The organism is Microtetraspora glauca (assembly GCF_040656155.1).
GTDB lineage: Bacteria > Actinomycetota > Actinomycetes > Streptosporangiales > Streptosporangiaceae > Microtetraspora > Microtetraspora glauca.
The window spans coordinates 202,584-223,330 of sequence record NZ_JBFALK010000002.1; the positions used below are offsets into that span (position 1 = coordinate 202,584).

Annotated in this window: 16 protein-coding genes; 14 read left to right on the forward strand and 2 right to left on the reverse strand. The window is 71.7% G+C overall.

All coding sequences use genetic code 11. The features are described from left to right. The first annotated feature begins 230 nt into the window (after positions 1-230). The 7 genes from AB0I59_RS04145 to AB0I59_RS04175 all read left to right on the forward strand — a co-directional run bounded on the left by AB0I59_RS04145 (position 231) and on the right by AB0I59_RS04175 (position 6,486). Positions 231-677 (forward strand): hypothetical protein, encoded by a 447-nt coding sequence (locus AB0I59_RS04145; protein ID WP_061257441.1) that lies wholly within the window; start codon positions 231-233, stop codon positions 675-677. A gap of 293 nt (positions 678-970) precedes the next feature. Beyond that, positions 971-1,300: a cupin domain-containing protein gene (locus AB0I59_RS04150; RefSeq protein ID WP_061257442.1), complete on the forward strand. Its 330-nt coding sequence runs from the start codon at positions 971-973 to the stop codon at positions 1,298-1,300. A 71-nt stretch (positions 1,301-1,371) separates the two neighbouring features. Continuing rightward, the gene (locus AB0I59_RS04155; RefSeq protein WP_061257443.1) at positions 1,372-1,797 is read left to right on the forward strand and encodes an NUDIX hydrolase; all 426 of its coding nucleotides are present in this window, start codon (positions 1,372-1,374) and stop codon (positions 1,795-1,797) included. Between the two features lie 394 nt (positions 1,798-2,191). Further along, positions 2,192-3,169 carry an alpha/beta hydrolase gene (locus AB0I59_RS04160; protein WP_358129834.1) on the forward strand — a complete coding sequence of 326 codons (978 nt, stop codon included), beginning with the start codon at positions 2,192-2,194 and terminating at the stop codon, positions 3,167-3,169. Beyond that, positions 3,159-4,487, forward strand: a complete 1,329-nt coding sequence (locus AB0I59_RS04165) for an acyltransferase family protein (RefSeq protein WP_358129837.1) — start codon at positions 3,159-3,161, stop codon at positions 4,485-4,487. Before AB0I59_RS04160 ends, AB0I59_RS04165 begins: the two co-directional genes overlap by 11 nt. A 10-nt stretch (positions 4,488-4,497) precedes the next feature. Further along, positions 4,498-5,805, forward strand: a complete 1,308-nt coding sequence (locus AB0I59_RS04170; RefSeq protein WP_358129840.1) for a sensor histidine kinase — start codon at positions 4,498-4,500, stop codon at positions 5,803-5,805. Positions 5,806-5,814: 9 nt separating this feature from the next. Further along, complete coding sequence (locus AB0I59_RS04175; protein ID WP_061257445.1) at positions 5,815-6,486, forward strand: response regulator; 672 nt, start codon at positions 5,815-5,817, stop codon at positions 6,484-6,486. A gap of 246 nt (positions 6,487-6,732) precedes the next feature. Here the strand turns inward: AB0I59_RS04175 and AB0I59_RS04180 are convergent, their stop codons facing one another. Both AB0I59_RS04180 and AB0I59_RS04185 read right to left on the reverse strand, forming a co-directional pair. Beyond that, the gene (locus AB0I59_RS04180) at positions 6,733-7,998 is read right to left on the reverse strand and encodes an RNA polymerase sigma factor (protein ID WP_358130594.1); all 1,266 of its coding nucleotides are present in this window, start codon (positions 7,996-7,998) and stop codon (positions 6,733-6,735) included. 3 nt (positions 7,999-8,001) lie between these two features. Continuing rightward, on the reverse strand, positions 8,002-8,397 hold the full coding sequence (locus AB0I59_RS04185) for a YciI family protein (RefSeq protein WP_061257533.1): 396 nt from the start codon (positions 8,395-8,397) through the stop codon (positions 8,002-8,004). A gap of 551 nt (positions 8,398-8,948) precedes the next feature. Here AB0I59_RS04185 and AB0I59_RS04190 point away from each other — a divergent pair. From AB0I59_RS04190 to AB0I59_RS04220, 7 genes are all read left to right on the forward strand, one after another. Next, positions 8,949-9,131 (forward strand): thiomuracin/GE37468 family thiazolyl RiPP peptide, encoded by a 183-nt coding sequence (locus AB0I59_RS04190; RefSeq protein WP_061257447.1) that lies wholly within the window; start codon positions 8,949-8,951, stop codon positions 9,129-9,131. Positions 9,132-9,271: 140 nt separating this feature from the next. Next, positions 9,272-11,947 (forward strand): lantibiotic dehydratase, encoded by a 2,676-nt coding sequence (locus tag AB0I59_RS04195; RefSeq protein WP_358129844.1) that lies wholly within the window; start codon positions 9,272-9,274, stop codon positions 11,945-11,947. Further along, positions 11,937-13,142 (forward strand): thiopeptide-type bacteriocin biosynthesis protein, encoded by a 1,206-nt coding sequence (locus tag AB0I59_RS04200; RefSeq protein ID WP_358129847.1) that lies wholly within the window; start codon positions 11,937-11,939, stop codon positions 13,140-13,142. Before AB0I59_RS04195 ends, AB0I59_RS04200 begins: the two co-directional genes overlap by 11 nt. Then, on the forward strand, positions 13,139-14,446 hold the full coding sequence (locus tag AB0I59_RS04205; protein ID WP_358129850.1) for a thiopeptide maturation pyridine synthase: 1,308 nt from the start codon (positions 13,139-13,141) through the stop codon (positions 14,444-14,446). The genes AB0I59_RS04200 and AB0I59_RS04205 overlap by 4 nt, the downstream gene beginning before the upstream one ends. After that, positions 14,443-16,086, forward strand: coding sequence for a SagB/ThcOx family dehydrogenase (locus tag AB0I59_RS04210; RefSeq protein WP_358129853.1), 1,644 nt, complete (start codon positions 14,443-14,445; stop codon positions 16,084-16,086). Before AB0I59_RS04205 ends, AB0I59_RS04210 begins: the two co-directional genes overlap by 4 nt. A gap of 21 nt (positions 16,087-16,107) precedes the next feature. After that, entirely contained in the window at positions 16,108-18,792 is a 2,685-nt protein-coding gene (locus AB0I59_RS04215) for a YcaO-like family protein (protein WP_358129856.1), read from the forward strand. Further along, positions 18,785-20,743, forward strand: a complete 1,959-nt coding sequence (locus AB0I59_RS04220) for a TOMM precursor leader peptide-binding protein (RefSeq protein WP_358129859.1) — start codon at positions 18,785-18,787, stop codon at positions 20,741-20,743. Before AB0I59_RS04215 ends, AB0I59_RS04220 begins: the two co-directional genes overlap by 8 nt. The last annotated feature ends 4 nt before the right edge of the window (positions 20,744-20,747 follow it).

The following is a 20,747-nucleotide window of genomic DNA, read 5'->3' on the forward strand; positions in this document are numbered from 1 at the left end:
ACGAGATGTCCCGTCGACGTCGGGACCGGTGCCTCACGACGCCCGATCGTCCCGGCCTGGATGCTCGAAGAGCCGCCACCGAGACACCTCCTGCGGAAGGTCGTCGCGGCGGCCCGCGCACGACGGGCGGCCTGAACCGTCCGTGCCCGCCGTCCCCGAGTCCCTGGACGAACCGTCCGTGTTCGTACACGGCCGTCCTCCGCCGGGATCCGACCCTTCGAGGAGAACCCATGTCATCGGTACCGTCCCCTTCCCTGACCCCGCCGGCCACGTCCGCGTCCGCCGGCCGCCCCTTCGCCCGCGCCGTCGTCGCCACCGTCGGCATCCTGCTCGTCATGGACGTGGCGGGCGCGCTGATATCGCTGTCGGCCGGGCTCAGCCCCACCTTCCTGGACGCCCTCGGGCCGCAGGCGCGGCTGTCGGCGCCGATCCCGATGATGATCGCCCAGGTGGTCCTCGCCTTCGCCGTGAGCCGGCGGCGCCGCGCCGTCGCCGCTCCGGCCGCCGTCCTGCTGATGATCGCCGGGATCCTGGCTTTCCTGTCCGGGTTCTCCGACGGCGGCTACGCCGCCGACCTCACCGCCGCCCAGAGGGTGTTCCAGGTCGTGCTCGTCGCGGGACATCTGGCCATGGGCGTGTTCGCCGGGCTCCGCCTGGTCACGCTCCTGCGCAGGTGAGATTCGCGGATTCGTCGAACTGGAGGTCGTCGTGACTGATCTCGTGCCGGTGGCCGCGACGGCCGCGGCCCTTCCTGCTCCGGCCGGCCCGAACCGCGTGAGCGGACGGGAGGGCGGGGCCGTGGACATCCGCGTGCTGGTCACCTCCAACGGGACCACCTTGGCCGGCCTCCCCCGCCACCCGGCCGCGCCCGCAACGAACGTCCCATGTGCCGCGACCCGCCGGCCCGATCTGGGATCGCGATACCACTGCCGGCGCCCCCGGGGGCCGGGCTGACAGTACGCTGGCCGTCATGGAGATCATCAAGGGGGCGGGAGAGTGGGCGCAGCCCGCCGCCGGAGCCGCCAACGACTGGGCCGAGCAACTCAGGGTGCCCGAGCTGTCCGTCGGGACGTACTGCATCCCGGCGGGCGGGGTCGACAACCAGAGGCCCCACACCGAGGACGAGATCTACGTGGTGACCGCGGGGCGAGCCCGGATCGTGGCGGCGAGCGGTGAGGCGGAGGTCGGCCCCGGAGCGGTGATCTTCGTCCCGGCAGGTGAGGAGCACCGCTTCGTGGACATCTCTGAGAATCTGGCACTGCTGGTCGTGTTCGGCCCGGCCTACGGCTCCCGAGCCTGATATGCCGTCGCGCTGCGAGCGAGGCGCACTGGACGCGAATGCCTTCAAGATCATTCGGGATTGATCGAGGGATGTCTCGTCCGCGAATCCGCGTCGCCGCCTACGTGATCCGTTACCGATCCGTCCCGGAGCTCCTGGTCTTCGATCACGTCGGAATGCCCGACTCCGGCACTCAAGTGCCGGCGGGAGGGGTCCTGCCACATGAAAGCCTGGAACAGGCCGTCCTGCGAGAAGTCGTAGAGGAGACCGGCTTGACCGACGTCTCCATCGTCCGACCCATCGCGGTGGATGACAGTCCTCACCCCGATACCGGGCAGCCGCGGCGGACGACGTTCTTCCAGCTCACGGTCCACACAGATGGCGCCGATGCATGGCACCACCACGTTCGCGGTGACGGCGAGGACGCCGGTCTCGAGTTCGCGTGCCGCTTCGTCCCGATGCCGCTGGCAGGGCGGTTGGCCGACGCTCAGGACGCGTGGCTGAGTCGCATCGATTGACGATGGGCCGGTGGGCGGCGGTCGTCGTGTGCTCGGGGGCCGGGTGCTCGTAGGGAGGCGACGCCTCACACATGGCCGTCGGCGGCCGGGCGCTGGTCTTTGACCTCCTTGCCATGGTGGACGAACAGGTTCTCGCCGGAGGCGCGGGCGATGGGCGCTGAACCGGCGTAAGCCTTCAGAGCGCGGGCGTCGGCGAAGCGGCGTCGACTTTTCCACGGGTGTGCGCTGATCAGGATGTCGACGCGAGCGACCGACCAGACCCGGCACCCCTACCCGTAGTACTTCAGAGCTACGCGAGAAGTGCATTCCCTGGCAGGACGCCGACCACGAGGGGTGATCCATAGCTTCGGTACCCGAGGCGTGAAAGAGATCCACTACGGAAGGACCATCCCCCATGGTGCCCAACCTGCGCGGGAGTCGCCTGCGCCGTACGCTGCTGGCCGCGTTCGTCGCCGGGGCGGTGGCGGTGCCGGTGTCGGGTGCGGCCTGTTCCGCGGCTGTTCCCGCGCCTGTCCCCGCCGTCTCCGCCGCCTCGGTTCCCTTGCGGGTGGTGACGTTCGCGGCGCTGGCCGGGCGGTACGCGGCCGGGCGTGCGGCCATTCGGGCGGCTGAGCGGGTGGCCGCCGGTCACGGTGACCGGTGGCGGGCCGCGATGCTGCGGGGCATGGCCGATCCGGGGCGGCAGTTCCTGTCCTTCGACGGCCGTGACGGGGGGCGTACGGTCGAGGTCTACGGTGACCTGTCGGTGGCGGAGCGGGTCGCCGTGCTGGTTCCCGGCTCCGGCACCAATCTCGACAAGTACGGGCTGCTGCGTGGTGGTGCGTTGCGGCTGCTGCGCGAGCTCGGTGCGGGGTCGGCGGTGATCGCGTGGCTGGGGTATCGCACGCCCAGCACGGTGAGTCTTCAGGCGTTGACGTCGGGTCGTGCGGAGGAGGCGGCCGCGGGGCTGCGTGGGTTCGTGCGGGAGTTGCGGGCGGCCCGGCCCGGTGCGCGGGTGTCGTTGTTGTGCCACTCCTACGGGAGTGCGGTCTGCGGCCGGGCGGCGCCGGGGTTGGATGTGGCGGACATCGTCGTGTACGGCAGTGCCGGGATGGGGGTCGGCAGTGTCGCCGCGTTGGGTACGCGGGCGAGCGTGTGGGCCGGTCGGGGGGCCGGGGACTGGATCGCGGGAGTGCCGCATGTCCAGGTGGGGCTTGGCTTCGTCACGGTCGGGTTGGGGGCCGATCCGGTGTCCGCGGAGTTCGGTGCGCGGGTGTTCGCGGCGGGTGACGGGGGGCACAGCGACTACCTGAGGGCGGGGTCACCGGCGCTGGTGAACATCGCCAGGATCGTGCGCGGGCAGCTCCCGTCGGGGGTGGGTCGTGCCGCGTGACCTGGTCGTGTGGAGGGGCGCGGTTCCCGCCGGGCGTGGCCGTGCGGTGGAGGTGCTACGCGGTCTGGTCGCGCGGATCGACGCGGTGACTCCCGCCGGGCGCGACCGTGCGGTGGACGCGCTGCGTGGCCTGGCCATCGGTGGTGTGGTGGTGGGTCATTGGCTGGTGACCGGCCTGGTGGTCGACAGTGGCGCGGTGCACGGGGCGAGCCCGCTGCGGTACCTGCCCCAGCTTGCTCCGCTGTCCTGGGTGTTCCAGACGCTGGCGGTGTTCTTCCTGGTGGGCGGGCGGACGGGGGCGAGGGGGTACGCCTCGGCGCGCGGTCGAGGGGTGAGTTACGGACGGTGGCTGGGTGGGCGGCTGACCCGCCTGTCGCGACCGGTCGCGGCCGTGCTGGTGGTCTGGAGCGTGGCGGCGGTGGCGATGCTCGCCTCCGGGGCCGGTCTGGAGACCGTGCGGGTGTTCGTCAAGCTGGTGTACTCCCCGTTGTGGTTCCTGCTGGTCTTCGCGGTGTTGACGGCGGTGACCCCGCTGGCGGTCCGGTTGCGTCCGCTGTGGCCACTCGCCGTCGTCGCGCTGGTGGACCTGGCCCGGTTCGGGCTGGGCGGGCCCACCTGGCTCGGCTGGATCAATGTCGTGGCGGGGTGGCTGGTGCCGTACTGCCTGGGCGCGGCCTGGGCCCGGAACGACCTGAACGGGCGCGGCGACCTGCGCGGGCGCGGCGACCTGAACGGGCGCGGCGACCTGCGCGGTCTGCCCGGTCGAGGAGCGCTGCGCGGCCCGCACAGGCTGCGCGGGCCGCGGGGTCGCGGGGCCGGATGGGCGCTACTCCTCGGCGGCGCCGCAGCCACCTCCGCGCTCGTCCTGTGGGCGGGCTATCCGGCCGCCATGGTCGGGGTGCCCGGCGCCGCCGTCTCCAACCTCAATCCGCCCACCCTCGCCGCCGTCACCTTCGGGCTGGCCCAGTGCGGTGCGGCGCTGCTGCTGGCCGGGCCGCTGCGGCGGATGTTGCGCCGCCCCGCCGTCTGGGCGGTCGTGGCCATGGTCAACCTGTCCGCGATGACGATCTTCCTCTGGCACCAGACCGCCATGATGGCGGTGACCGCGCTCGGCCTGCTCGCGGACAGGCCCCTGCCCGGCCTGCACACCGTCCCCGACGGCTACGGCTGGCTACTCGCCCGGCTGGCCTGGCTACCGGCTTTCATGCTGGCCCTGCTGGTGTGCTGGGCCGCGTTCCACGCCCACGAGCGTGGGCGTCCCGGCGGCGCCGAACGCGAGCGTCGGGCCGCCCGGGAGCTGGGGGTGCGGCGTGCTTAGGGTGATTCCCGTGCAAAAGGAGGAGATGGGCGCCAAGACGCGGCTGGTGGCGGCATTGCGGGCGGTGCCGCGTAACCTGCGCGACGACCTGTGGACGACGGCGAACGACCCGCTACCGCGTACGGGGCGGCCCAGCTGGCTGGATTGGATGCCGGCGTTCGTGATGCTGCTGGTGATGACCGCGGCGTCCATCGTCATCCCGGCCGTCAACCAGCTCGTCTCGCTCTACGGGCTGGACACGTCGTACGCCGTGCTGCTCGGCGGGCTCCAGGGGGTGGCGCTCGTCCTCGCGCTCTTCCGGCCGGTGCCGGCGTGGTGGGCGGTGACGATCGCCATGGTCATCATCGCGGTGGTCGGGGAGCCGCGCACCCCAGACGGGTTGTTCCCATGGACCGGCCCCGGGCTCGCGCTGCAGGCCGGGGTGCTGCTCCTGCTGGCCTTGAGGGTCCGCCCCCGGGCCGCGGTCGAGGCGCTGACGATCAGTATCCTGGCGGGACTGGCCTGCGGCGCGTTCGTGTCCGGGCCGCACAACTACGACGCCGGTGTCGCCGCCGCGATCCTCACCGCCGTGGTGGTGGTCGGCGCCGCGCTGCGCGGCAGCCGGGTGGCCCGTACGGAACTGGTCATCCAGGAGGAGCTCACCGCCGAGGAGCGGGCCCGGCGCACCCTGTTGGAGGAGCGCAACCGGATCGCCCGCGAACTGCACGATGTGCTCGCCCACCACATGTCGTTGATCTCCATCCAGGCGCAGGTCGCTCCGCACCTGGTCGAGGACCCGCCCGAGGAGTTGAAGGAGAACCTCGCGGGGATCCGTGAGAACGCGGTGGAGGCGCTGACCGAGCTGCGCCGGGTGCTGGGTGTGCTGCGGTCGGAGGACCCCCAGTCGGAAGGGGCGCGGCACACCCCGCAGCCCACCCTCGACCGGCTGGACGAGCTGGTCGGCAATGTGCGCGACGCCGGGCAGACGGTCACCACCCGGACCACCGGTGAAGCGCGTCCGCTGTCACCGGGCGTCGAGTTGTCGGCGTTCCGCATCGTTCAGGAGGCGCTCAGCAACGTGATGCGGCATGCGTCCGGAACGGAGGCACGGGTGGAGATCGGGTACCAGCCGGACGCCCTCACCATCCGGGTCACCAACACTGCGCCGGACGAGCCCGCGCCGTCCTCCCCGGTCGCCGGACACGGACTGTTGGGCATGCGTGAACGCACGGCCATGCTGGGCGGCGAACTGGCCGTCGGTCCCACACCCGACGGAGGCTACGAGGTGACCGCGATCATGCCCGCCACCCCTTCCAAACTGCCCGCCGACCCCGGTTGAGGACTCCCCATGAGGAACATCCGCGTACTGATCGCCGACGACCAGATAATGGTCCGCCAAGGCTTCACGGTACTGCTCAACGCCGAACCCGGCATCGAGGTCGTCGGCCAGGCCGTGGACGGCCTCGACGCCGTCACCAAGGTCGCCGAACTCGCGCCCGACGTTGTCCTGATGGACATCCGGATGCCTCGACTCGGCGGCATCGAGGCGACCCGCCGCATCACGGACCCGGCCGGCACCGCCGTCAAGGTCCTCGTCCTGACCACCTTCGACCTCGACGAGTACGTGTACGAGGCGCTGCGCGCTGGGGCGTCCGGTTTCCTGCTGAAGGACGCCTCGGCCGCCGACCTCGCCCAGGCGGTACGGGTGGTGGCGGCAGGCGACGCCCTGCTCGCCCCGAACATCACCAAGCGCCTCATCGCCGAGTTCTCGCGGATGACCGGTGCCCCCCGCGCCCCGCTCAAGGAGCGCGTCGGCGACCTGACGGAACGCGAGTCCGAGGTGTTGTCCCTGATCGCGCAGGGCCTGTCCAATGCGGAGATCGCTGAGCGGCTGGTGGTGGCGGAACAGACAGTGAAGACACACGTGAGCCGCATCCTGGTCAAACTGGGCCTACGTGACCGGACCCAGGCCGCGGTCTTCGCGTACGAGACGGGACTGGTGCGCCCGTCCGGACAGTAGGCCGCCTGCGACCCCTCCCAGGTGGCGCCGAACGGGAGCCTCATCGGCGGCCTGTGGCGCTCCAACGGCGGTGAGAACAGCGTCTACGGCCGCCCGGTCACCAAGGAGTTCGGCTACCCCGACAAGCTGTGATCGCGGCACCTTCAGTTCCGACTGCGGTCCCTGGAGCATCCCCACCTCCGTCAGCATGGCCCACTGATCGCTGATCGGTCTGCGATCGCCGAAGCGGGGGCGGGTGTCACCTGCTCAAGGGGATCCGCTGGCGGCGGCGTCGCGGGCGAGCTGGGCGGCGCGGGTGGTCAGGTAGTCGCGTTCGGGGATGCTGGTCGTCCGGCCGGCCGCCGCGCGGTAGTCCTCGACGGCGGCTCGGCGGTCGCCGGCCATCTCCAGTAGGTGGGCCCGTGCGGCGTAGAAGCGGTGGTTCCCCGTGAGGCGGCCGTCGCCGTCGAGCGCCCTGAGCATGTCGAGGCCGGCCGCGGCGCCGTGCACCATGGCGGCGGCGACGGCGCGGTTGAGCGTGACCACGGGGTTGTCGGACATCCGCTCCAGCAGGCCGTACAGCGCCAGGATCTGCGGCCAGTCGGTCTCCTCGGCCGTCGCCGCCTCGTCGTGGAGCGCGGCGATCGCCGCCTGCAGCTGGTACGGCCCGACGGCGCCCCTGGCCAGAGTGCGGGTGACGAGTGCGATCCCCTCGGCGATGGCCTGGCCGTCCCAGAGGCTCCGGTCCTGTTCCGTGAGCGGGATGGGGGTGCCTGCCGCGTCGGTCCGCGCGGGGCGCCGGGCGTCGGTGAGCAGCATCAGCGCGAGAAGGCCGGCCACCTCGCAGTCGTCGGGCAGGAGGTGGTGGGCCATCCTGGTCAGCCGGATGGCTTCGCGGGACAGCTCCACGCGGTGCAGGTCGGGACCGACGCTGCTGGCGTAGCCCTCGTTGAAGATCAGGTACAGCACGTGCAGTACCGAGCCGAGCCGCTTCGCCCGGTCCTGGGGGTCCGGCATCCGGAACGGGACGCCGGACGCCTTGATGCGCTGCTTGGCCCGGCTGATCCGCTGGGCCATCGTCGCCTCGGGCACCATGAACGCCTTGGCGATCTCGGCGGTGGTGAGGCCGCCCACGGACCTGAGGGTGAGGGCGATCGCGGAGGCCGAGGTCAGCGCGGGATGGCAGCACAGGAACAACATGATCAGCGTGTCGTCCCGTTCCGCCTCGCGTGCGTCCTCGGCCGGTGGGGCGGTACGCCGTTCCGGGGGCGCCTGCGCGGCCACCAGTTCCTCCCGGCGGCGGCGCGCCTGCTCGTTGCGCACCTGATCGGCCATCCGGCGGTGGGCGACCTGGATGAGCCAGCCCCGTGGATTGTCGGGAACGCCTTGTTCCGGCCACTGGGCCACGGCGTCCAGCATCGACTCCTGTACGGCGTCCTCGGCGGCGTCGAAGTCCCCGAAACGGCGGGTGAGCACACCGACGACCTGCGGCGCCAGTTCGCGCAGCAGGTCGTCGACGGTGGGGCTAGCCAGGGGTCACAGCTCCTCAGGCGGGCCCGACATCACCTGGCGGACCTCGATCGGCATGTTCAGCGGCTTGCCGCCGGGGCCGGGCGCGGCCGAGACGTACGCGGCGAGGTCGACCGCCCGCTCCGGGCTCTCGCAGTCGACGATCCAGTAGCCGACCAGGAACTCCTTCGTCTCGGGGAAGGGGCCGTCGGTGACCACGGGGGCGTTGTCGCCGGCCCGCACGATCCTGGCCTGGTCCGGACCCGCCAGTCCCTGGGCGTCCACGAACACGCCGTCCGCGACGAACTTGCTGTTCGTGGCCTGCATGAACTCGATGTGGGCCTTGACGTCCTCCGGGGGCCAGGTGTGGATCGGCGGAAGGTCGGTCTGCTCGCTGAACTGCATCAGCAGCATGTATTTCATGTCTCGCTCCTCACGTTCCTCGACACTTTCACCCACAGGTCGAAGCACGTGGTCCCATTCTCGACATCCCGGCGGCCTTTCGGAAAAGAAAATTCTGATCGGTCGGGCCCGCTCGTCGTATGCGCAGGTGAGAGGGCATACGCGCACCAAAAAGAACGGTCGGTGCTCGTCCGCGACGGTCCTCGCGACGAGGAACCGCATGCCGAGCACGTCCTCGGAGAGGGCGACACCGATGATCTTCTCGGCCAGGGCGAACGCGCACAGATCGGAGGATCGGACGTGTGACGCCACAGGCCGACCTTCTTCATCACGGCCTTCCACCGCTCGGGGTCGGCGCCCTTCCGACGCCGTCGCGCCAACGGCGTAAACCGCAGGACCACCTCGTCGTTGACCGAATGGACGAAGCCGCCCGCGGCGCCGTCATGCCGGTTGATCGACACGAGAAGCGCCCTTCCAGGTGGGGGTCCGCGTTCAGCGGGGGTTGAGCGGAGCTTGAGTACGCCGGGTCACGATCCAGGTCGTTGGCAGCCGGCTACGAAAGGGGAACCGGAATGGGTGCTTCCAAGGCGCTCGACTTCGATCTCGAGAATCTGCCGATGGACGTGTTCGAACTGGCCGACAGCGGTCTCACGATCGAGTCGCTGACGGCCGGACACGGCCTGGTCGAGGGCGGAGCCTCCGGGTGCGCTCTCTGCTCGTGCAGCATCGCGTGCAGCAGCAGTAGCAGCAGCTGAGCGTGGGTGCCGCCGGGGAGATCCGGCGGCACCGTTCACGCCGTGCGGCACCCTGACGCCGTGCGGGGCCGTTCCCGCGGTCGGGGCGACGCGGGCGGGCATGAGCGGAGAGGCCTGGGCGGAACATAATGAGCATCGACTTGAGGCTGTCCGATGGCGTACGGGTGGAACCGTCGCTGGTGATACGGACGGCGGGATTGCCGGCGTCGGTCCTGACCCGGCTGCGGTCCACGGCGCTGTCCACGCGGATTGAGCGGTTCATCCGGTTGAGGAGAGTGACCGGGAGCGAGGGCGAGGCACTCGCGGCGGCGTTGTACGAGATCATCGGCGCGCCGCTGGACGGCGACCTGAAACCCCGGCTGGTCGGCCTGCGCCGGGCGCTGCACCGGGGGCGCAGGCCCGGGGCCGGTGAATGGAACGAGAGCGTGGCGGCGCGTCTGCCGGAGGACGTGGGCCGGAGGGTGACCACGTGGCTGGCGGCTCTGGACGAGAGCGAACGGCTCAGAGCCGGACTGCCTGACGTGCTGGCGGCCGAGGCGGCGGACGCGATGGCCGTGATCAGAGATGCCGCCGCCAGCCCCGCGTTCCGCCGGGCGTTGTCGCAGGCCAGCCCGGCGCTGTTCGTGGAACTGACCAAGTGGCTGGCGGACGGGAACGACCGTCCGCGCCGGCAGTCGTTGGTCCGCCTGGCCAAGTACGTGGCGCGGGCGGCCGCCAGGACCAGCCCATACAGCACCTTCACCGTCAGCGGCGCGGCCGGCTGGGCGGCGGATGACGCGCCGCTGCGGTTCGAGGGGCCGACCGAGGTCAGCGGCGTGCTGGAACTCAGCGCTCTCGTGACTCAGGGCTTCGGCCGGGTGGTGGGGGCCGACGCCGCGCTCGCGGCCTCGCTGCGGCTGCGTGTCAACCCGAGCGTCACCGTGACGGGGGAGACGCTGAGCTTCGTCGGCCGTCCACCGGACGAGCCGATCGTGACGCTGCCGGTCACCCCGGCCATCGAGGCGTGCCTCGCCGCCGTCGCGGAGAATCCCCGATGCACGTTGACCGGCCTCCGCGACCACCTGACCACCCGGCACGGGGCGGGCGAGCGGGTCGAGCGGTTCCTCGCCGGGCTGGTACGGGTGGGCCTGCTGGAACAGCAGTCGCCGGTGCCCGACCTCTCCGGGGACCCGCTCGGCGAATGGAGCGGCTGGCTGGCCGCGCGCGCCGGCGCCCGGATCGACGTCGTCGGTCTCGTGGACCGGGCCAGGGCGGAGCTGCGCCGGCCCGTCCCGGTGCACGACGTCGTGGGACACGACGACCGGCAGCGCGCACTGCGGCGGACCGTGGGCGACCTCGCGGTTCGCACGGGCATGATCGACGATCCCGGCGTCGAACCCGATAAGCACATATTTCATGAGAACGCCGTCTACGTCGGGCCTCGGGTGACGTGCTCGCTACCGCGCTGGCGGCCGGCACTGGAGGACCTGGACGCCGTACGGCGTTGGCTCGCCGTCTTCGACGGCATGTTGCCGTTGCGGGTCGCCCTGGGGGCGTTCTGCGAGGAGCGGTTCGGCCCGGGCGCGCGGGTGCCCCTCCTGACCTTCCACCGGGTGGTCCAGGAAGAGATGGCCGCGCGGGACGGCGTGGACCTCGGCGCGGGGGTGCGGGACGGCGTGGACCTCGGCGCGGCCGCGTGGGACATGCGTCGCCTGCTCCAGAACGCGTCTCCCCGTACGGCGGTGCGGGCGGAGGGGCGCCTGCCGCGGCTCCGGGAACTGGACCGGCTCCGGCGCGAGGCTCTCCGAGTGATCAACGGAGCGCCGGACGCGGACGGGGTCGTCCGCGTCGATCCGGCGGCGATGGCCGGTGCCGCCCGATCCTGGCCGGAATGGATCGAGCCCACCCGGTCGCTCGCCTGCTACCTCCAGATCGTCCGGGCGGAGGACCCGCTGCGGCTGGTGCTCAACGTGGCCTACTCCGGGTACGGCAGGGGCCGTACCCGGTTGACGCACCTGCTTGAGCAGGCGGGCGGCGCCGTGCCGTCCGAGGGCGGCTGGAGTGCGGAGCAGCCGGTTCCCGCCGAGCTGGGCGGGTTGTTCGGCACTCCGCTCAACGTGCGCCGGGCCGGCCTGCCGTACGAGATCGACTATCCGTTCACGGTCAGTGCCCGGCCCGAGGCCGAACGCGTGGCGCCGGGCGAGCTCACGGTGGCGCACGACCCGCTGACCGGCCTGGCGCGGTTGTTCTCCGACAGGCTGGATGCCGAGGTGCGGCCGCTGCACGTCGGCATGATGACCGAGGCGCTGCTGCCGCCGCTCGCCCGGTTGCTCGCACTCGGCTTCGGCGGGAGTTATTACCTCCACCCCAGCGTCTCGCCGCTGGCTGACGGGGCGGAGGCGCCGTCCGGCCCGGTCGTCGCCCTCCCGCGCGTCGAGATCGGCCGTCTGGTGGTACGCCGGGCACGATGGACGGCGCCGATCGAACAGGTTCCGGTGCGGGGCAAGGGCGAGTCCGACGCCGGCTATCTGCTGAGGATGGCGCAGTGGCTGGCGGACCATCGGATTCCGGCACGGTGCTTCGTACGGGTTCAGGAGCACGGAGGGGCCGGGGCGGCGTGGTATCTCGACCGGTCGCGCAAGCCGTTCTACGTGGACTTCACCAACTGGCTGCTGGTGATGGTGTTCGAGCGCGCGGTGGCCGGAGCGGGCGGTGCCGTGATCTTCGAGGAGGCGCTGCCGGCGCCGGAGGACGCCGTCGGCGGCGATCCGGCCGACCCCAGCGTCTCGGAGTTCCTGCTGGAGATCTCGGAGCGGGGGGATCGCCGTGCGGCCTGAACGGGACTGGATCAGCGCGCACGCCTTCTACCAGGGCGACCTGGACCGCCTCCTGGTGGACCTGATCGACCCGCTGATCACGGAACTCGTGGCAGCCGGCCTGGTCGAACAGTGGTTCTTCCTGCGTTACTGGGACGGCGGGCCGCACGTACGCGTACGGGTGCTGCCCGCTCCCGGCCGCGCCCGCTCGGACATCGAGGGACTGCTGACCGCCCGCTTCGACACGTACGTCCGGGTGCACCCCTCGTCGGAGCGCGTCGGTCAGGCGGACTACGGCCGGCTCGCGCGGGCTCTGGCCGAATGGGAGGGGCTGTCGTCGTACTCGCCGCGCCTGTGGCCCACCGACACGCTCGCGTTCGTGCCGTACCGGCGGGAACACCGTCGGTACGGCGACGGAGCCTCGATGGAGGCCGTGGAGCGGCACTTCACGGAGTCCAGCGCGATCGCGATGTCGGTGCTGCGGAGGGAGGCGTCGCCCGCCCGGCGCGCCACGGCGGCGTTCGCGATGATCCTGCTCGCGTGGTTCGCGTGCCGGCCCGATCCCGCTGACGTCGCTGACGTCGCCGAATTCGCCGTCCCCGCCTTCGGACGCGCCGGAGGCGGCAGTGGCCTCGGGGAGGCGGGCGAAACGAGTGCCGCCGAGACGCTGGGGGAGGTGGGGTGGCGGCCGGACGCGGCTTTCGAGGCGCGGCGTGGTCCGCTTCTCAGCCTGGCGCGGGACATGGCCCGGCTGGCCCGGCTCGCGCGGCACGCGCCGGAGCTGGCGGACGGTGGGTCGCTCGCCTCGTGGTCCCGGTCGGTCCGGACCCTCACCGACGTGCTCGAGGCGCAGATCGCCGCACGCGCGTTCGTCCCCCCGGAGCGCGGATGGGAGGGATCCGGGGAGGTCACGGCCGAGATCCCCCGAGTACGTGCGGTCGCGGTGACGGACATCTGCGCCCATCTGGTGTGCAACCGGCTCGGCGTCTCCCCGGGCGAGGAAGCCGCTGTACGGGGCATGGCCGCCCGCGCCGTCGTGGCGTTCGCCGGAGAGACGGGGGCGGCCGAGAGAACAGAACCAGCCGAGGAGGCGGGGTTCGCTGAGAGGAGCGAACTCGCCGGAGAGACGGGGTCCGCCGGGATGACAGAACGCGCCGTGGACCTGGAGCTCAGTGTGGGCGACGCGGCCGTTCGAGGTGATGGAGTGCCGCGATGAGCTGGGAGAGCTTCCACATCCACTATCACGGCGTCCAGGACGACCTGATCCTGGACGGCGTGCGCCCGCTCCTCGCCCGGCTTCGCGGGCAGGTCGAAGGCGCCTTCTACGTGCGGCACTGGAAGCGTGGACCGCATGTGCGGGTCAACGTATACGCCGACGCACGGACCGTGGACCGCCTGGTGTGGCCGGCCGTACAGGAGGTGATCGGCGGCTTCCTGAAGAGACAGCCGTCCACGGCCCGGCTGGTCCCCGAGGAATATCTGGCCCTCCACCGGCGGCTCGCCGACCTGGAGGACGAGCCGGGGCCGCTCCTGCCCTGGTATCAGGACAATTCCGTACGGCGCGCCGAGTATGACCGGCGATTGCACACGCTGGGCGGCATCGAGGCGGCGGAGTTGCTGGCTGACTTCTACGCCGTCACGACGGATCTGGCCTTCCAGATGACCGATGCCGTCAGGAGGGGCGGGCAGCGGCTCGGCATCGCCTTCGACCTCATGGTGGCCACGGCGCACGCGTTGTCCGGGATCGGCGTCGCCAATGGGTTCGTCTCCTTCCGCTCGCACGCCGAGGCGTTCCTCGAACTGCATCCCGAAGGGCGCGGACTGCGGCACGGCTGGGAGGAGCACCGGCGGAGGAACGCGGGGCAGCTCGCGGCACGGCTGCGCGCGGTGCTCGCGGCGCTGGACGCGAAGGCACCCGATGGGTGGGCGCCGGAACCCGACGCGAGACTGGACCGGAGCGCTCTGGCCACGCCGTACGCGCGTGCCTGGGTGGAGGCGCTCGCCCCGTTCCGGCCGAGGGCGGCGCGATACATCGAGGAGGGCCGGCTCTCTCTGGATCCCGACGGCGCGTCCCGGCGGTCGACCTGGACGGGAACGTCCGATGACAGCCCGTTCCACCGCGAGTTGTACTCCACCCCGGCCTGGGCCGAGACCCGTTCGGCCACCTGGTTCACGGTGTACCGCCTCATGACGAACTACACCTATCTCCACCTGACCCGGCTGGGGGTGACGCCGGTGGAGCGATATCTGCTGTGCCATCTGATCGCGGGCACGGTTGAGGACCACTTCGGCGTCTCGGCGCTCGACGTGGCCTCGGTGCCGGTCGAGCGGGTGCCCGTCTTCGACTCTGCCGTCTTCGACTCTGCCGTCTTCGACTCTGCCGGGTTCGACTCTGCCGGGTCCGACACTGGCCGGTTCGATTCCGGCCAGGTGGACGCGGACCGGCTCGGCTCCGGCCACGGGGATACCGCCCAGGGCGACAGTGCCCGATTCGACACTCACCGGGAGGCGTCCTCGTGACGACAGACGACTGCGAGGAGAGGCTGCGACTGCGACCCGGTGTGTGGAGCGTCGTGGACGATCGTGGGACGGTGCACCTCGTGCAGCGCTGGGGCCGCGGGCAGTCACTGGGGCGACTGGACGCGGGACGGCGTGCGCTGCTGCGCAGGCTCGCGGCGGAGACGGCGACGCTCCGGGAGCTGCTCGACCTGGCGGCACGGCACGACGTCATCGACACCGACACCGACACCGTCACCGTCATCGACACCGTCATCGACACCGTCATCGACACCGTCATCGACACCGACATCGACATCGACATCGACATCGACATCGACATCGACACCGACACCGACACCGACACCGACACCACCGCTTCCGCTGCTGCTTCCACTGCTCACGGTGTCCTCGGTGAGGCTCACGGTGTCACGGGCGCCCGCCACGGCGTCATCGCTCTCGACGATGTCGGCGGCACCACTCGCGAACTCCTTGACGTTCTGCTCAGGGGAGGCTGGCTGGAGACGACTGTCGGTTACCGGGGCCGTCCTCTTTACACCCTGCGCGCGCTGTGCCCGCCTCCACCGCCTCCGTCGTCGATGGAATCGGCCGGGGAGGAACTCGTCCTGTCACGCTTCGCGGTCATCCGCAGGGATGAGCGGCAGATGACGTTGGAATCGCCGCTGGCGTGGGGGCGGGTCCGCGTGCACGATCCCCGCGTGATGGCGTTGCTGGGCGGGCTGGCGCAGCCGACGGCCGCTGACGCGGTCGGATCGCTGCCCGCTCCGGCGGTGGCACGGACGCTGCGGGACCTACGCTGGGCCGGGCTCGTCATACCGGCGGGAGGTTCGGAGGACACCGCGAGGAACCTCCGGCAGTGGACCCCGCACGAGCTGTGGTTCCACGAGCGGACCCGCATGCGCGACCGGCTGCCGCCCGAGCGGGGCTGGGGACGCACGTCCTGGGGAAAGGGCGTCTTCGACCCGTTGCCCGCTCGTCGTACCGCGTACTCCGGTATCTCCGTCGATCTTCCCCGGCCGGACGTGGACGCGCTGCGGCGCCTGGACCCTCCGCTCGCGGCCGTCGTCGAGGACCGCCGATCGACGCGCGTCCACGACGACGACAACCCGATCACGGTCGCCCAGCTCGGCGAGCTGCTCTACCGCTGTGCCCGGATCCGGGGGAGCCGCATGGAGGAGGGCGAGGAGAAGCTCGACCGCCCCTATCCTTCGGGCGGCGCGGCACACGAACTGGAGCTGTATCCCGTCGTCCGCCTGGCCTCCGGTCTGACTCCGGGGATGTACCACTACGACGCGCAGGAACATCGGCTTCGGCTGGTACGGCCCGCGGGTCCTGAAGTGGACCGGCTGCTCATGGCGGCGGGCTGGGCGGCCGGGACGGAGACGCGGCCCCAGGTGCTGATCATCATGGCGGCGCGGTTCGGCCGCCTGATGCTGACCTACCAGGAGATGCCGTACTCGCTGGTACTCAAACACGTCGGCGTGCTGCAGCAGACCATGTACCTCGCGGCCACCGCCATGGGACTGGCGGCGTGCGCGCTGGGCGGCGGTGACGCCTCGGCCTTCGCCGCCGCCACCGGGCTTGAGGACCTTGACGAGGGCAGCGTCGGCGAGTTCGCGCTCGGCAGCCGCCCCCTCACCTGATCACACCTTGTGGAGGAGAACATGGGCCTGCTCCTACGCCCCGACGTCTACTACGCCGCTTCTCCCGAGGGGCTCCACGTCCTCACCCATCGGGGTCCTGTCTCCTTCACCGGCGGGTCCGTCCATCAGCTGCTGGTACGGCTCGCGCCGTACCTGGACGGCAGGTTCACCATGGCGGAACTGACGGCCGATCTGGCGCCGGAACGGCGTCAGATGGTCGAGCGTTTCCTGACCGACCTGATCTCCCGCGACGTGGTCACGGAGAGGACGCGCGAGGCTCCGTCAGCTCCGCCTCCGGACAGGGAATCGGCGCTCCACAGGTATCTGGACCATTTCACCGGCTCCGGCACCCGTACGCTGCGCGGCTATCGCGATCAGTCCGTTGTGGTGGTGGGTGAGGGCCCTCTGCTCGCAGCCGCGGCCCAGGCGGCGCTCCGGTCCGGCCTGCGATCGATACGGGTGATCGACCTCCGAGATCCTCCTCCCGGTGATGTGCCGCCCGAGCCCGGTGCGGTGCCGCCGGAGCCCGGTGTGGTGCCGCCGGAGCCCGGTGAGCGAGCCGACCGGCCACCCTCGCACGACCTTTCCGGCGGGTCGTTCGCCGCATCGCCGGGCGACATGCGTGGCGGGTCGTTCATGACGCGGCTGGGCGGGCCGCGTGACGGGTCGTTCGTGACGCCGCCAGATGACCTGTGTGGTGGGTCGCTTGCCGCACGGCTGAGCGATGCCGACCTGGTCGTTCACGTCTCCGATCGCCCCGATCGTGCGCGGGAAATCGACCGGATCTGTACGGGCGGGCGAGCGCGGCTGGTCCAACTGGTCGTCGTGGGGGAGGCCGCGTGGATGGGGCCCATCGGCCGGGTGACCGCCGGAGGACCGAGCTGGACCTCAGGCTGGCTCCGCGTCCTGTCCCGGCAGCACGCCAACGCGGATGGCGGCGCGGTCGTGGCGGACGGCGGCACCGCCTCGTCTGAGGGCGGTTTGGCCTTCGCGGGCGGCAGCACCGCCTCGTACCCAGCACTGGAGGGGCCGGTCGCCGCCGTCCTGGCCGCCCAGCTCGTCCACCGGGCGTTCCAAGCGGTCACCGGCCTTCTCGACGCGGACGAGGCGGCGCGCATGACGCGGACGGACCTCATGACGCTGCGCACCGAGTCGCACACGTTCGTCCCGCACCCGTTCACCGTGCCGGTCGAGCCCGCAACGGCCGAGGACCTCGTGAAGCGCGTCAGCGCCCTCGTCCGGGGCCCCGCCCTCGACGCCGAGTCGCTCGCCCGCCGGACGATGGCCTACGTGGGACCCCGGGCGGGCGTGCTCGGCCGGCCGACCGAACGCGAGTACGCACAGATTCCCCTGCACGTCTGCGAGATCGAGGTGTCGGACCCGGCCCGCCTCCTCGCCTCATCGGACGTACGGTCCATGAGGCCGGGTGCCCCTGGGGTGAGCGCGGATGTCCGGTCGGCGGGGTCGGCGGTCTCTGGGGTGAGCGCGGATGCCCGGTCCGCGAGGCCGGTGGTCACGGGAGCGGGCGTGGACTTCCCCGCCGCACGCCTGGCCGCCGCGCTCAAGGCGTTCGCGATGTACGGCGCGCTGGCTGTCGATCCACGGCGGCTCGTTGACGCGTACGGACAAGCGCTCGTGGGGCCGGACGACGACCCCTGGGAGGCCATGGCGAACCTGAGATCCGGCCGGGTCACGGGATACGTATGGGGGAGTGGCCTCGTTGACGGAGAGCCGATCCTCGTGAACGCCCTCGCCGTCTTCCCTGGGCTCGGCGCCGCCGCCCCGGTCACCTCCGGAGTGGCGGCCGGGTACGCCTGGCGGCAGGCGATCGTGACCGGCCTGCTGGGTCTGTGCCTCAACCTGACCCTGGACGACCTGCACTCGGCTGACCTGCGCTCGGACGACCCGCATCCGGACGGCGTGAACCCGGACGGCGTGAACCCGGGGGGCCTCATTTCGGGCGACCTGGCTCTGGGTGACCTCACGTCGGGCCATCTCGTTCTGAATGATCCAGCGTCAGGCCGTCCCGATCTCTCCTCGGACGAGCTGGTTTCGGAGGAATCGGCTTCGGGCCATCTCGCCTCGGGCGAGCTGGGGGTGGACGAGGTCGACCCGGATGCCGCGCTGGGCGCCTTCCGCTCGCGGCTCGACCTCACCGCCATGCCCCTGGACGCGCGGGGTGACCGGTATCGGGCCATCCTCGCGGCGACGGGGCGGGCCGTCGCGCTCCACGACATCACCGGGCCGCTCGGGGTGCCCGCCGTGGTGTGCAGTCTGGACGGCTCCGTGGCGGGCGAGGCCGCCGGGTTGACGATGGAGGACGCCATACGCGACGCGCTGGAACAGGCGGTGCTCACGTCCCAGTCCCAGGCCGACGGACGTCCGGGATACGCCCCCACACCACGGGCACGACTCCCTGAGAGAGCGCGGGCACGCCTCCCGGAGAGAGCGACGAGCGGGATCACGCGGCAGGTCCGTCCCCCCGTCTCCGTGGCGGACATCGTGGCCGCGCTGGAGCGCCGGGGCATGCGGCCCGTGGCAGTCCCGCTCGACCATGATCCGGAGGTCGCCGACGTCATGCCGTACGCCGTGCACGTGGTGCCGGGGCCTGAGATGCCGGCTCCTGCGGTGTCAGTTCGTGAGGCGCAGGGGCGTGGGGTACCGGGGCACCTGATGGCAGGGCGTGAGGTGCCGGGGCATGAGTGAGCACGGGCCTCGCGCCGTCCTGCTCGGCGACGGGCTCATCGCCGACGCGATCGCCGAGGTGCTGTCCGGTTCCGGTGAGGTTCTTCGATATCCCTGTCTCGCGCCGGGAGACGTCGCGAGCGTCGGCGTTCCGGTCGGCGTTCCGGTCGTCGTGGCGAGCGACGCCTGGGACGTCGGCGGCCGCCCCGGCCTGCGCAAGGCCTGCGCCCAAGTGGGAGTGCCGTGGCTCGGGGTCCATGCCGAGCTTGGCCGGGTCGTCCTCGGTCCCGTGGAGCTCCCCGGCGTACCGGGCTGCTGGAGCTGCGCGGAGCTCCGCCGACGGCTGGCCCGCCCCGATTCCCTCGGTCACGCGGCCGTACGGGAACGGCACGGCGCGGAGCTCGCGGAGCGGCCGTCCTCGTGGCTCACCCCGCAGGCCGCCTTCCTCGTGGCGGCCCTCGTCGGGGGCGAGCTGGAGTTGCTGGCCGTGGATCCGGCGCGTATGCGCACCCGAGGGGCGCTGCTCTATGTCGATCTGGACACCCTGCGGGTCGGGGAGCACCGTGTCCTGCCCGATCCGCTCTGCCCGGACTGCGGTGGCCTGCCCATGGACGCGGCGGCGCTCGCGGAGATCACGTCGGTGCCGCGGCCCAAACTCGGCCCACGGGCGTACCGGATCCGGGACGTGGCCGACGAGCTGGACGACCTCCTCGCGCTCTACGTCGACGAGGAGACGGGCCTCATCCGGAAGGTCGTCGAGAGCGACGACGGCGGTCTCCCCGTCGCCGGAGCTCCCATGGGGCTGCGGGACGGCGGGGTCGAGCACGGCTACGGCCGCAGCCGCGGATATCGCAGCAGCCGGTTGACCGCGCTGCTTGAGGCCCTGGAGCGTTACGGCGGCATGCGTCCCGGCGGGAAGCGCACCGCCGTCCGCGCCGCGTACGCCGACATCGCGGACCGGGCGCTCGATCCCCGGCTTCTCGGGCTCTACCCGGAGGAATGGCACCGGGCGCCTGGCTTTCGCCATCCGCCGTTCCGGGAAACCACCTCCATCCCGTGGGTGTGGGGGTACTCCTTCGCCCGCCGCGAACCGATCCTGGTCCCCGAGTCCTACGCGTACTACCGGACACGTCCCGTGGGCGACCCGGACGGGCCCTTCGTGTACGAGACCTCCAACGGGTGCGCGCTCGGCGGTTGCCTGGAGGAGGCGATCCTGCACGGCGTCCTGGAGGTCGCCGAGCGGGACGCCTTCCTCATGACGTGGTATCTCCGCACGCCCGCGCCCCGGATCGACCTCGGCTCCGCCGGGCAGTCCACATCCCTGGTCGCCGAGGCGATCGAGCATGAGACCGGCTACCGGATCATGGCCTTCGACACCACACGCGAGCAGGGCGTCCCGTGCGTCTGGGCGATGGCGGTCGACCCGATCGGGGACGGGAAGCGGCCGGCGGCGGTGTGCGCCGCGGGCGCCCATCTCGATCCCGAACGCGCGGTGGAGAACGCGCTGAGCGAGCTCGGTCCGATCCTCACCGACCGGATCCGCCGCCATCCGGCCCAGCGCGACCTCGCGCGGAGGATGGCGGACGATCCGTCTCTGGTGACGGACATGGCGCACCATTCCACTCTTTACGGGGACCCGGGGGCGGCCGCACGGCTCGGGTTCCTCCTCGACTCGCCGGAGGTACGCCGGACGGCCGATGTGGGAGACATCGCGGCCTTCCGCAACGCCGACCTCCGGGACGACCTGGGCGCGCTGCTCGACCGCTATCTCGCGAGCGGCCTGGACGTGGTCGTCGTGGACCAGACCACGCCCGAGCACCGGATCGGCGGCCTCTCCTGCGTCAAGGTCGTCATCCCCGGCATGGTGCCGATGACCTTCGGACACGCGTACCGGCGGGTGCACGGCCTGCCGAGGCTGCGTCCCGCAGGGGGCGCGGCCGGTATCAACCCCCACCCGCACCCCTTCCCCTGAGCGA

Bases quoted from the DNA above. Each gene is read 5' to 3' on its own strand.
- AB0I59_RS04145 (WP_061257441.1), top strand. From the start codon at position 231: ATGTCATCGGTACCGTCCCCTTCCCTGACCCCGCCGGCCACGTCCGCG.
- AB0I59_RS04150 (WP_061257442.1), top strand. From the start codon at position 971: ATGGAGATCATCAAGGGGGCGGGAGAGTGGGCGCAGCCCGCCGCCGGA.
- AB0I59_RS04155 (WP_061257443.1), top strand. From the start codon at position 1,372: ATGTCTCGTCCGCGAATCCGCGTCGCCGCCTACGTGATCCGTTACCGA.
- AB0I59_RS04160 (WP_358129834.1), top strand. From the start codon at position 2,192: ATGGTGCCCAACCTGCGCGGGAGTCGCCTGCGCCGTACGCTGCTGGCC.
- AB0I59_RS04175 (WP_061257445.1), top strand. From the start codon at position 5,815: ATGAGGAACATCCGCGTACTGATCGCCGACGACCAGATAATGGTCCGC.
- AB0I59_RS04185 (WP_061257533.1), bottom strand. From the start codon at position 8,397: ATGAAATACATGCTGCTGATGCAGTTCAGCGAGCAGACCGACCTTCCG.
- AB0I59_RS04190 (WP_061257447.1), top strand. From the start codon at position 8,949: ATGGGTGCTTCCAAGGCGCTCGACTTCGATCTCGAGAATCTGCCGATG.
- AB0I59_RS04205 (WP_358129850.1), top strand. From the start codon at position 13,139: ATGAGCTGGGAGAGCTTCCACATCCACTATCACGGCGTCCAGGACGAC.
- AB0I59_RS04215 (WP_358129856.1), top strand. From the start codon at position 16,108: ATGGGCCTGCTCCTACGCCCCGACGTCTACTACGCCGCTTCTCCCGAG.
- AB0I59_RS04220 (WP_358129859.1), top strand. From the start codon at position 18,785: ATGAGTGAGCACGGGCCTCGCGCCGTCCTGCTCGGCGACGGGCTCATC.